13 protein-coding genes are annotated in these 12686 nt (G+C 34.2%); 1 reads left to right on the plus strand and 12 read right to left on the minus strand.

Features of this window, described 5'->3' with window-relative positions; genetic code table 11:
* Positions 1-27 precede the first annotated feature (27 nt).
* The 7 genes from CWS01_RS08130 to CWS01_RS08160 all read right to left on the minus strand — a co-directional run bounded on the left by CWS01_RS08130 (position 28) and on the right by CWS01_RS08160 (position 6449).
* Complete coding sequence (locus CWS01_RS08130) at positions 28-522, minus strand: dihydrofolate reductase (protein ID WP_101176693.1); 495 nt, start codon at positions 520-522, stop codon at positions 28-30.
* Positions 519-1313 (minus strand): thymidylate synthase, encoded by a 795-nt coding sequence (locus tag CWS01_RS08135; RefSeq protein WP_101176694.1) that lies wholly within the window; start codon positions 1311-1313, stop codon positions 519-521. Before CWS01_RS08135 ends, CWS01_RS08130 begins: the two co-directional genes overlap by 4 nt.
* An 86-nt stretch (positions 1314-1399) precedes the next feature.
* On the minus strand, positions 1400-2107 hold the full coding sequence (locus CWS01_RS08140; RefSeq protein WP_101176695.1) for an anthrax toxin lethal factor-related metalloendopeptidase: 708 nt from the start codon (positions 2105-2107) through the stop codon (positions 1400-1402).
* 275 nt (positions 2108-2382) lie between these two features.
* The gene (locus CWS01_RS08145) at positions 2383-2961 is read right to left on the minus strand and encodes a TerD family protein (RefSeq protein ID WP_101176696.1); all 579 of its coding nucleotides are present in this window, start codon (positions 2959-2961) and stop codon (positions 2383-2385) included.
* A gap of 96 nt (positions 2962-3057) precedes the next feature.
* Positions 3058-3666 carry a TerD family protein gene (locus CWS01_RS08150; RefSeq protein ID WP_101176697.1) on the minus strand — a complete coding sequence of 203 codons (609 nt, stop codon included), beginning with the start codon at positions 3664-3666 and terminating at the stop codon, positions 3058-3060.
* Positions 3667-3701: 35 nt separating this feature from the next.
* Positions 3702-4796 (minus strand): toxic anion resistance protein, encoded by a 1095-nt coding sequence (locus tag CWS01_RS08155; RefSeq protein ID WP_101176844.1) that lies wholly within the window; start codon positions 4794-4796, stop codon positions 3702-3704.
* 15 nt (positions 4797-4811) lie between these two features.
* Positions 4812-6449 carry a YceG family protein gene (locus CWS01_RS08160; RefSeq protein WP_101176698.1) on the minus strand — a complete coding sequence of 546 codons (1638 nt, stop codon included), beginning with the start codon at positions 6447-6449 and terminating at the stop codon, positions 4812-4814.
* Between the two features lie 503 nt (positions 6450-6952).
* Here CWS01_RS08160 and CWS01_RS08165 point away from each other — a divergent pair.
* A complete protein-coding gene (locus CWS01_RS08165) occupies positions 6953-7201 on the plus strand; it encodes a hypothetical protein (protein WP_101176699.1) in 249 nt (82 codons plus the stop codon).
* On the opposite strand, the gene CWS01_RS08170 is transcribed toward CWS01_RS08165, so the two are convergent.
* From CWS01_RS08170 to CWS01_RS08190, 5 genes are all read right to left on the minus strand, one after another.
* Positions 7198-8013: a hypothetical protein gene (locus CWS01_RS08170; protein WP_101176700.1), complete on the minus strand. Its 816-nt coding sequence runs from the start codon at positions 8011-8013 to the stop codon at positions 7198-7200. The genes CWS01_RS08165 and CWS01_RS08170 overlap by 4 nt on opposite strands.
* Positions 8010-9122, minus strand: a complete 1113-nt coding sequence (locus tag CWS01_RS08175) for a cysteine protease StiP family protein (protein WP_101176701.1) — start codon at positions 9120-9122, stop codon at positions 8010-8012. Before CWS01_RS08175 ends, CWS01_RS08170 begins: the two co-directional genes overlap by 4 nt.
* Positions 9122-10486, minus strand: coding sequence for a phosphoribosyltransferase family protein (locus CWS01_RS08180; RefSeq protein ID WP_101176702.1), 1365 nt, complete (start codon positions 10484-10486; stop codon positions 9122-9124). Before CWS01_RS08180 ends, CWS01_RS08175 begins: the two co-directional genes overlap by 1 nt.
* A complete protein-coding gene (locus CWS01_RS08185) occupies positions 10428-11624 on the minus strand; it encodes an HpcH/HpaI aldolase/citrate lyase family protein (protein WP_101176703.1) in 1197 nt (398 codons plus the stop codon). The genes CWS01_RS08180 and CWS01_RS08185 overlap by 59 nt, the downstream gene beginning before the upstream one ends.
* 263 nt (positions 11625-11887) lie before the next feature.
* Complete coding sequence (locus CWS01_RS08190; protein WP_101176704.1) at positions 11888-12661, minus strand: TerC family protein; 774 nt, start codon at positions 12659-12661, stop codon at positions 11888-11890.
* Between the last annotated feature and the right edge of the window lie 25 nt (positions 12662-12686).

Consider the following 12686-nt stretch of genomic DNA (forward strand, 5'->3'; position numbering starts at 1 on the left):
GAGGCTGTTTTTGTTTTGCTGCCATTTTTAATTTTTTATTCGTTCATAGACTAAAAATTGATAATCGACTGAATTGTTTTCGTCCTTTTGCCCTTCCACTTCTGAAACAAGTTTCCAATTTCCCCAGTCCATTTCAGGAAAAAAGGTATCGCCTGGATATTCAGCATCAATTTTTGTTATATACAATCTATCTGTAAATGATAATGTTTCTTTAAAAATTTCTGCTCCGCCAATAATAAACATTTCTTCTTCGTTTTGGGTTTGGCTCCATTTTCTCCAGTCCTCAATAGAATAAAATACAGTGCACCCCTCCGGCCTATACTCTTTATTTCTTGTAATAACAATATTTTCTCGATTAGGCAAATTTCTGCCAATAGAATCTCTTGTTTTTCTGCCCATTATTATTGGGTGTCCTGTTGTAATCTTTTTAAAATATTTTAAATCTGCCGGCAAATGCCATGGCAAATCATTTTTATAGCCAATTACATTATTTTTGTCCATTGCAACGATTAAGGAGATCATACACTCACCACGCCTTTAATCGGTGGATGTGCTTCATAATCCAGGATTTCAAAATCTTCATACTTAAAACTGAAAATATCCTTTACCTCTTTATTTATCTTTAATTTAGGCAACGCTTTCGGCTCTCTAGACATCTGTAAGTTTATTTGCTCTAAGTGATTTGTATAAATATGCACATCTCCAAAAGAATGAATAAATTCGCCAACCTCAAGGTCACAACATTGTGCAATCATATGGGTTAAAAGTGCATATGATGCGATATTAAATGGAACCCCTAAAAACACATCTGCTGAGCGTTGATAAAGTTGGCAAGATAATTTTCCATTTGCCACATAAAATTGGAACAAGCAATGACATGGCGGCAGTGCCATTTTGTCTATATCCCCTACATTCCATGCATTCACAATCATTCTTCTTGAATCAGGATTGTTTTTAATGGTTTGGATCAACTCTGAAATTTGGTCAATCGTGTCTCCCTCTCTTGTTGTCCAAGAACGCCATTGATGTCCGTAGACTGGACCCAATTCTCCTTTTTCATCTGCCCATTCATTCCAAATCCGTACATTATGATCTTGCAAATATTTTACATTCGTATCTCCATTTAAAAACCATAATAGCTCATAAATGATAGAACGAATATGCAATTTTTTTGTTGTCAGCAAAGGAAATCCTTCTGCTAGATTAAAACGCATTTGATAGCCAAATTTACTAATTGTTCCTGTTCCTGTACGATCCTCTTTTTTAACTCCATTTTCCAAAATTTGTTCACATAATTGCAAATATTGTTTCATCCATTCAACATCCTTTTTTTTCTATTTATACTCTAACAATTCTTTAATAGTATTCCCCAAATATTCATCCTGCTTATTAATTATTTTCAGTTGATTCTACTAATATATTGATATGTCAATGGAGCCACAGCTTTTAAGTGCTCCTTTTCAGCTCCTCCAATATAAAACATTGCAAAAGTTTCCGAAAAATACTCTTCTGCATAGTTTTGAAAATATGGTTTATTTGGAAATAGTTTAAACTTTTCTTTATTCCAAATGGCTAAATAATAGTTTGTTTTGCTGGCATTCCCTAATACTTTTGAGTCAATGGAATGGGCGAGCTCATGATATTCTAAGTTGACAGAACCATGTCCCTTTCCCTTTTGGCTAGCTCCAATTTTAACAAGAACGGTTTGTCCGCCGCCAATGCCTGGAACATTATCCCAAGTAGTTTTCGACTGATAACCGCGAGGAATCACTCCTGCAAGACTTTTAACTGTTTCATTATCTGTTAATTTCCCTGTAAATAATTGTAGAGTTATCCCCTTTTGGTGAATTTTTTTTATAAGGGATTGGGGCAGTTTGTTTAATCTATTAATAATGGCAGCCGCTTCTTTTTCATCATACTTACTATATGGAAGCAAAATGATATTTTCAAAGTTTTTTTCGGCTTTTAAAGAAAGCTCTTTTTTTAAAATGGAAGTGTTTGAAACCTCCTTTAATGGAAGTCCTGTCTGCTGCAACTGTGAATTCCCCATTAAAAGAGCAGACATGCCAATTATAAAAAAAGGAAAAAAAAGTTTCCATCTCCTCATCTAAATTCCCTCTTTTCTCTCTTTTACATCTTGTTGTTTTGTCTTCTTTAGGTGATAAGTGATAGAAAAGAAAATAATAGACTATGTAAATACTATTCTATCTATTATATCATACAAAAAAAGAGAGAAAAGATTGAAATTTATGGAGAAACAAAAAGAAGCCATTCAAATAAGCCAGCTTTTTACAGCAAAGAAAGGGCGACAAACAGAACCTTTTTCTTTGTGCAACAGCTCTTATTTAAATGGCTTTATGATTATTCAATTATTATTTTATGTTAAACTTCTAATCCATAATTGCGGCAAAGCGCTGCCAGTCCACCGGAAAATCCGCTGCCGATTGCATTAAACTTCCAGTCGCCATTATGCTTATACAGTTCACAAATCACCACAGCTGTTTCTACAGAAAAATCTTCCCCTAAATCAAAACGAAGGATTTCTATAGTATTCTCCTCATTTACAACCCTTACAAACGCATTGCTAACCTGACCGAAGTTTTGGCTTCTAGAATCCGCATCATGAATGGTTACTGCAATGCCAATTTTATGTACATGGGAGGGTAATTTTTGGAAATCAATGATAATTTGTTCATCATCACCATCTCCATCGCCTGTGCGGTTATCCCCTGTATGTTCTACCCCACCGCTTGCATGCTTCAAATTATTGTAAAAAATAAAATCAATATCATTTATTACTTTTCCATTTTCATTTGCTAAAAAAGCAGAAGCATCTAAATCAAAATCTGCTCCGCCATCATATCTGTTTGTATCCCAGCCTAATCCGATGATTGCTCTTTTTAACCCAGGATTTGTTTTCGTTAAATCGATTCGTTGACCTTTTGATAAATTGATGCTCATGACTTCTCCTCCTTATGAAAAATAACTCTATTATAGATAAGTTTTCACCTTAAATTAGTTGCACTAACATTCTCGGGGCAAAAAAGCCCACTAGTTTTATGAAAATGACTTTACGACTTCACCAAGACTTCCTGCAGCTGTACCTGTTCCAACAGCTGCAAATTTCCACTCTTGGCCATGGCGATATAACTCTCCCACTATTAAACTTGTTTTTCCACTATAATCATCTGTCAAATTATAATGAATTAAGGAAGCGTTCGTATTTGGATTTACAATGCGGATAAAGGCATTTTGAATCATGCCAAAATGTTGTTTTCTTTTTACTGCATCATAAATGTTAACAACAAAAACTAACTTTTGAATATTTGCAGGGACACGGGACAAATCAACATGTACTTGTTCATCATCGCCATCCCCATCCCCTGTTAAATTATCGCCAGAATGTTGAATGCTTCCATCTTTGCTTTTTAAATTTCCAAAATAAATAACATCGCTATTGGATAACACTTTATCATTTTCACTTAAGCAAATAACAGATGCATCACAGTCTACGTTTGCACCAGATCCGCCACCAAATAAAGAACCTAATAATCCGCCGCTTTTTTGCTGAACAGGATCCCAGCCAAGTCCTACCATAATTTTTGTTAAACCTGGGTTGCCTTTTGTTAAATCTACTCTTTGCCCTTTTTGTAAATTAATCGCCATAAATTTTTTCCACTCCTATTAGTTACTATTTTTTATTATCCCTTTAGCTTCATTTGTTTAAAGTTATGCTGAAGCTGTTCAAGCTTTTTGGTTCCTTCTTCACGCAGGCGTTTATTATCCTCTTCAATAGACTTTGTTTCCTGCATGCCTTTCATGATAATATTCCATGATTCTTCAATTGTTTCAATTTTTATGCTAGGACCGCCTGCAAGTTTAGCAATTTCCACACTCTGCTGAGAAATATTCTCTGCGTTGCGCACTAACATTTCATTTGTACGCCGGTCCAATTCACTCATACTATCTGCCACTAACTTTTGTCTTTTAGCAGCAACTGCTTGAATTAAACCATTTTTAAAAATCGGAATTGTTGTAACAAATGCAGAATTAATTTTGCCAATCAATTTTGTATTGCCCCGCTGCAGCAGCCTTATTTGCGGCGCTGTTTGCAAGGAAACCATTTTTGCCATCTCTAAATCATAGATGCGCTGATCTAATAGTTCAATCGCATTGCGCAAAGAATCAAGCTGCATGCTGGCAAGCTGATCGCCATTTGTTGCTTTGGCTTCAAGCTGTGGAAGCATATTTTGTTTTAGATCTTCTGATTTTAATTGACCTGCCACCGCATATTTTTCTAAGGTCAAATAATATTGATAATTTTGTTCATACATATTATCAAGCATCGTTGTGGAATCGACCATTTCATTTTGATATTTGGATATTTCTACATAAACTTTATCAATTTCTTGCCCCATCGATTGGTATTTGCCAAAAAGCTTATCCATGATCTTTTCGCTTTTTTTAAATAGTTTGCCGAAAAAACCACGGGGTGGCTGCTCAAAATCTTTTTTGTCGAATTTATCCATAATGCGTCCAAGCTGCTTTAACAATTCTCCTGAATCTTCCACTTTGGTTGTTCGCATATTATTTAATATTTGATCAGAAAATCTGGAAATTTGGACTGCTGGCTCTTTTCCAAATTCCAATATTTGAATTTGATCTCGTTCATCGATTGCTTGCGCTAATGCTTGCACTTCTGGTTCATTACGTAATGCTTGTTTAATATCTGTTACTTTATCCTCAGATAAAACATTCATTTCATTTTTACCTGTAAATGAATTAGATGGCTCCATACTATTCATCGCTTATCACCCCTTCGATTTTTTAAACTGCCCCATACGCCATATTTTTTTTATAAAAGAGGCTTCTTTATATTCCATTTCAAACACAACATCTTCTAGCCAGTGCTCATCAAATATGCCTTTTTGTACATAATCTTCCATATCTAATTCTCCGGAAGGGGTATATACGATAATATCAACCCCAAATGTATTCAAAAGAAGAAGTACCCCAGCGTCTTCTCTTGTAAAATGGCCATTTTTTTCTGTTTTATATAAAATAACGCTTGGAACTTCCTGAGAGTAATCAAATTTCTGCAGAAGTTTGATTACTGCCTCAGGCAATAATAGTCCTTGGGAAAAAAGAAAAATGGCTGTTTCTTCTTCTGTTTCGTTTGGCAGCCTTTTTAGCTGCATTTGCTGGCAAACAGATGAAATGGCAGATGCGATCCCCTTTTGCAGTCCAATTGGAAGTCTGCCATATGACCAATAATTGGCTTCTAGCATTTTTTCTGGAATTAGATGACCTGATGCATCTAGAGCATCCCGATAATGATAGCGGTAATCGCTGATAACAGCTCTTGTAAACGGAAAACTTTTTATTAACAACGCATGATCTCGTGATGCAATTTGGTGAAGGCGATCCCAATATTCTTTTCTATTTTTGCTGACACCAAATACTTTAGCAAATATAGTTGGAATTTTTACCAAACCATTATTCACTTCAAAATTTGGACGAACCATCGCTGGTTCTTTTTCTAATAAAAATAATTCATCGTAAGTTGTTTTTAATGTAACAGACATTGGTGTATAATCCCGTAACTGCCATGGTTTATACAATCCGCTGCCTTCATGGTTCAAAATCGATTCAATTTCTTTTGAAGCCCTATAGGCAACAGTTGCCGTCCGTCTTCTTTTTTCTTGAGGAAATTTTTCTGGCTCTTTTTTTCCTGTATATCGATGAGTAAAAAATGTTTTAGTCAGCTTAAGCTGCTTTAACATATCTATGCTATTTGGATGAACAATAATAACATCACAGCCTAATTCAAGCAAATAGTAGATAAAATACGCTTGGCTTTTTTTCCCATCAGCGTACCATAAAAATTTCGGCATATTCCCTTTGTCTCTGCATGCTATCAACGCAGGATGCAAATGATTAATCGACCATTTAATCAGATCTACTAGCACTCTTCTTAATTCATTATTATGTAGGCCATTTTCTTCAACTTGTTCAAAATGCTGCAAAACAGCAATAAATGACTCTCTTATTTTTCGATGTGCAGCTGGAATAGCTGATTTCAGCAATAAATTTTCCCCGTCTAAAAATGCTACAAAACGATTAACAGATAAATTTTGCTCTATTAATAGATTCAGCACTCTTTGGATGGCTTGAAAATATTTATTATCCATTGTTCTATCTAAATGGTCATCCGATAATAAAATAACAGGGTCCTTGCTTTCATATACCCATTCAAATAGTTCATTATAATACTCATCTTCATCCACCGGCATTCCAAACAGTTTTACAGCAACCTGCCCAAAGGATAAATTTTCATTATCCATCTTATATAATGGTCTTTCCGATAGCGGCATCGCTAAAAGCTCTTGCCAATTTTCTAGGGATAATGGAAGAATCTGATTATCCCATGTATGTATTTCGCTATTCATCCTCTTTCCACTTCCCTTTATGAGCAAAAAAATAGTACTGCTTGCCCAACAATCAATAAATGGATATCTTTCTATTTCAGGCTTTGTTCCAAAACAATGCTGACTTTTTTTCGTTTAACTTTTAAAAAATCGTTTTATCCACAATACTCTGTAAGATTACCATATTTAAACATTTCCCAACCATTTCTGCCAAAAAAATCATGCACAAAATGACTCTCTTTAATCATAGCATAGCATCGTGTTAATTCTAAAATATTTCCCTCTATTTTTATACGATTTCATTCCATAAAAAGTTTCATAAAATTTTATGGAAATAGTCTAAAAATACTATAGACCTTTAGCTAGTTCTTCCTCTGTTACACAACTTGCATTCTTAACAGCAATCTATCCCCTTTAGACAAAAAATATTCCCTTTACAAAGCAACAGATACACGCATCAATGCCTCACCAATTTCTGCTTTTTGCATATTCTATAGTACTTTAAGTAAGTAGGTGCTTAATAGATGAGAGCATTATTCCGCAAATCCTCTTATAATGAGCTTCGCTGTGAGATTGAGCAGGTTACAGCGATTTTAAGTTCATCCTTTTTTATTTTTATCGACCTTTTCCTTATAACAATGATTTTCAGTTTTTTTGTAGGAATATTTTATCATTCCTTTTGGCTAGGATTGATTGTAAATCTAGCCAGCTTCCTTTTATTTTCAGCTTTTTATTATCTATTGCAAAAATGCTTTAAGGAGCCTTCTGATTAACGCTCTTTACTTCCTATAGAGGCCAATAATTTATGAACCTTCTGGATGATTTCCTCTCCAGCATATGCTCCACTACTTTTTGTGAAATCATCATGGCTATTTCCATTTTTCCATTGCAATGCTATTTCTCCGTGCCTAGGAATAAAAGGAGAGTCACAGACTGCTAGGAAAGGTGCATCAAGAATGGAATCTCCTGCTCCAAAAACAGTTGTTATCCCCTCCCGTTTTTGAATATATTTAATGGCTTCTCCTTTACAGATCGGCAATGGCATAAAATACAGTTTTTTTCCTTGAAGGGATACTTTCCAGCCAACTGCCTTTGCCATTTCTGTCATCCTATTTTTTTCATCTGTTGAAAGTTCTTGATTTAAAATATAATAAAAAAAGAGATCATCTGCGATTTTTAGAGTTCCTTTAACATTAAATTTTTCTAATTGTTCTAATAACAGTTCTTTTTTTATACATTCTTCTTCTAAACGAAAAAGCACCTTTGTTTTCCACTCTTTTATCAACTCTCCACGATAATAAATATGGGACCCATTATTTGTAACACTATAGTCGACTGGTATTTCTTTTCCAAAAATAAACACTCGCTTATATTGCTCATAGGTTCTTGTTGTAACAGGCACAAACAAGCATTCCTTTGCTATTTCTTGAAGAAGAAAAAATGAATCTTTTGTCATAAAAGATACATCTTCATTGTTTCGTTTTTCTACTGGCCTCATTTTTTCTGTTAACGGCGTTTGCAGCGTTTCAAGGGCTCTTTGCGAATAAATTAAGGTTCTATCTAAATCAGATGCAAACATCTTCATTCTTTTTCCCCTACTTTTTTAATTAGTCCACAACATGTATAGCTCATATTAGGATAATGGATGATTTCGACATTTCGCTCTTTTGCAAGCATCACAATATGCTTGACATAAGGGCTAAGTGGATCTTTCATTAATATTTTCCATGGCACCCTTCTTAATAGGACTCTTGTCGTTTCACCAACTCCTGGTTTTACATAATGAGTAGAATCAATAGAAAATTGCTCTTTAATTGCCAGCACTTCCTCCATGCCTTTAAATGAAATATTTTGCTCTTTTTGATTATTCAAAATAGCGCTTTGGATTTTTTCAAAAGACAACCTAGAAAATTCGGCTGTTATTGCTTCTACATAATCATTAGAAACATCAAAAGGGAATAATTCTTTATAAAATTTGGCTCCATGAAAATCCTCTTTTCCTATATAAGCAGAGTTAAGGACCGTTCTGCTGACAAGACCAGAAACCGTTGAATTCAAACAAGCGCTTGGAATCAGGAAATCCTCCCTTGTTCCATATAAAGTCGTACAATGGCCTGGATCTGCTAATACAGCTAATGTATCATCAAGCTTTATATGATATTTCTGCTCATACTCCTTACAAGCTTTTGTCAGCTCTATGGAAATAGCACCTTTTCCGGTCCAGCCATCAATAAATTGAATTTTTGCTCCTTTATGCTTTTTTAAAATATAAGAAATAGCATTTTCATCTATTCCTTTATCCCGAATAATAGAGATGCTGTAATGAGGCAAATTAATACTGTATTGTAATCCTATATATCTTTTAATCAAAATCCCAATAGGAGTGCCTGCTCTAGCTAATGAAACAAGCACCGTTTTTTCTCCTGATTTTTGATAGATTTGCTCCGAAACAATCGCCGTGCATGCTGCTACCTTTTGTTTATAATCTTTTAATGTGCTTAAAAACAGTTCGATATATTGTTCAGGAGGATTATATTCAATTGGCAATGTTTCACTATAATGCTGTCCCTTTTGAATATTTTTTTCCCGTTCCTCTGTTTTTCCCTCCAACTGCACATCACTTAAATCTTTTAATAAAAAAATAACATCCTCTTCCTTATACGATCCAAACCTTTTTTTTGCTTTAGACTCCATTATTGTTCCCTCCCATTGCAATAAACGATATTTATTTTTTTGAAATTTTCTCTATTTAATTGCTGCAATAATGGCGCTAACTTTTTATGGTCTACTTTTCTTTCAAAAATAATAAATACATCATCATAGCTTCCCCGTTCGATATTGTACAAATAATGGACAATATCCCCATCTTCAGGATTAGGAAAACGATAGGCTGTTTTCGCACCATAATGTGCTTCTTTATTTGGATAAATTGGACTTCTTGTACTAGATTGATACCAAATGTTTTCTCCCATATAGCTTGCTATTTTCATTGGAATATACATAAATTCTCCTGTACCAATCACTAGAGTTTTTTCTCCTGTTCTCTTTAAAGATAAATACTGTCCAGCTTTTTTCATCCATTCGTCATCTGTCTGATTAGATTCTATTCCAAAACGACCAGTATCTACTAAATAATAAAAATTATTTTTCTCCATAGATAAAGTGTTTGAAGTATATGGGATAAGACGATTGCTGATAAATTCTGTCAGTTCCAGATACTCTACTTGTGGAAAATCGCTATTCGGCATATGGTTAAAAATATTCTCTTTAAAATCGACATGTCCATTATGTAAGGTAAAACGACCTTTTAGCAAACTAACAAAATGAATTTTAATATCTAACTCTTTTTCCAGTTCAAGCATTTTTTCACTATCTTCTTCGGAACGCCAATCAAGTATGGAAACAACTGTATATAATTTCCTAGGAAATTTGGTTTGAATATCCCGAATGATATTAATAGCTGTTTTGCCTGTGGTTAGCTCATCATCTACTAATATCACTTCACGCTCATTTTTTAGCATTTCTTCCCCCACATAACATCTGTGGGAAGTGGCATGGGAATGCTCTTCCTCAAACGATATAATAGAAGCTGCTTCATTTACTACTTCTCTTGTTGTATGAAAATAGACAGCGTGTTTAAAGGCCTGATAAAAACTATGCCCAAGTGATGTAGCTGTTTCTGCAAATCCAATAATAACAGGGGAAGAAACTTCTTCGTCTATATATGGTCTATCAGCAAATAAGGATGGATCATGATAATAGGCAAGCAACGATTCCTTTTTAAAAGAAGGTTGGTTTGTTTTTATTTCTTCATAACGAGCTGCCAGCAAAAAACCTGTCAATAATCCACGGTTCGGATGGATTGGCAAGTGTTTGCCCAATAGTTTGCTAACAAATAAAAAAGAACGCTTTTTGTTAATTCGTGCTGCCATTAAAAAAAAATCTTCCACACTCAACTGAAATGGATTTCCTGTTATCTCAATTTCCATTTGTAAGTCATCAAGTATGGAGAGCAAAATTTTCTTGTTTGAGCAAGTCAATGTATGTGAATTTTTCATGAAACACCCCGTACACTTTGGATTTTAAAAGGATTTTCTGTGCCCAATAATAATGAGGTTTTATTTCATTCATTTTATTGGAAAAGCTGCTTTTTATGACACCGATTTCTCCATTTCCATTTTGGATAATGTTATTGGCATCTAAATATTCTTCATATGACACCACATTTAAAGCTTGTACAGGTTTAATATGCGTTGGATGGATGATGGTTTTTCCTGTCAGCCCGTTTGTAATATCCATCAGCACTTCTTGAATAAGCCCGTCCATTTGTTTATCAATTAATTGTGTCCTCATTTTGCTTCCTGCTTCCCCATATCGTTTTCGAAATGGTGTTTCCCTTAGTTGAGGAATAAGCATTCTTTCTTTTGTTGAAAAATACTCCCACACTGGTCCTGACACAACATATGGGCTATCTTCCCGCAAAAATACATTTACAATATCACTAATACAGTCCCGGATAATTGCCACATCATAAACTGTCGTATCGATGTTTCGGCGAATCCCATATAATCCGCAAAAATCAGTCGCTCCTATTCGAACATTTAAAATTAATTGTTTATATGCATCAAGGACTGTTTTAATTGATAATAATTCTTCCATTCTTGTTTCTTTTTCAATAATTTTTTTTGTTTCGAGAATTGGCATTGCATACAATTTATTTCCACTATGATTATATGACTCTAGTTCTTTTAAAATAATGCTGCCAATTGCTGCATTAAATTTAGGAATGACAATGCCTGTCAGTAAATCTATGCCATCTTCTAATCGGTTCATTATTCTTAAAAACTGTTCAACAGAGCGAATTCTTATAAAAATTAGCGGCATTTCAGTTTTTATTAATATCCCAGATTCTAAACCTTTTTTCATCATTTGAAATTCTTCCAACAGTTTACTTTCTGCAGCCTCCACTTCATGATCACCAATGGAATCTTCTAAACAAATGACCATTGAAGTGAGTGAAGGATGTTTTCGTGCGACAAGATCTTGATAGATATTCGGTCTTGTTGCCGGCATATAAAGAGTAGATGCGAGTGCATAACTTAGTATTTCTTTATCTGAATTATTCGTAAATGCTTCAGGTGCTTTATAAAATAAATGTTTTTTTTGATTTTCCGTTAAATCAGCGAATAATTTCATGTTTCTGCTCCATTCTTTAATTCCACCCTTTAAAAAAATATCACTTGTTCCTACTTTTTATTGTAATAAAATATATCACTTATTGACTGAAAATTCCATTAACATAAAGTAGATTTTTAATTAGTAAGACAAATAAGGATACAGACTATTTATTAAAAATTTCTGACTTTTAATCCCTTTATGTTTATAGAACAAGCATTAGAAATAAGCCAATTTATAAAAGAAAGGGAACCGACATAATGTCTGATCCCTTTTCTGATTTTTCACCCTTGGTTTTGTGTTTCTTTCTTTTTGTTCATATAATGTACAACAAATGTTGCAGCAAAAGCTATCAATAAAATTCCGAAAAAAACATAGTGGGAAATATGAACGCCAAATACGCCTAAAAACATTTTTGCAGAAATAATTAGTATTAAAATATACGCAGTAGATTCTAGTTCAGGAATACGATCTATCAATTTTAAAAATACTCCTGCAACTCCACGCATCATTAATACCCCAAGCATACCGCCGACAAGCAATACCCATACTTGGTTACTTACTCCAAATGCAGCAAGGACACTATCTACAGAGAAAGCAATATCCATTAATTCTACAGAAATAACCGTTCCCCAGAATGTTCCAAACAAGCGAAGCAATAATCCATTTTTATTAATCCCATGTTCTTCTTCTGATTCTTCTGAATTGCGTTCTTTTCGTTTATCGATAAAGTATTTGATGGCAAGATAAGCTAAATACGCTGCACCTAATACTTTGACCCACCATAATTTTATTAAGTATACACCTATTCCAATTGCGATAAAACGAAACACATAAGCACCTAATAATCCATAAAACAATGCTTTTTTTCGTTTTTCTGGTGGCAAATGCTTAACCATTACAGCAAGAACAAGTGCGTTATCTGCTGATAACAAACCTTCTAATATAATTAGTGTTCCAATATATCCCCAGCTTACAGGATCTGTTAACACTTCCCCCCACATTTCCCAGTTAAAAAACTGTGAATAGGTATGGATAATACTTTCTAAAATGCCCATTTAATTCTTTTCCTCCTGTTTTCTT

The organism is Niallia nealsonii, assembly GCF_002835805.1.
GTDB classification, from domain to species: Bacteria; Bacillota; Bacilli; order Bacillales; family Cytobacillaceae; genus Niallia; species Niallia nealsonii.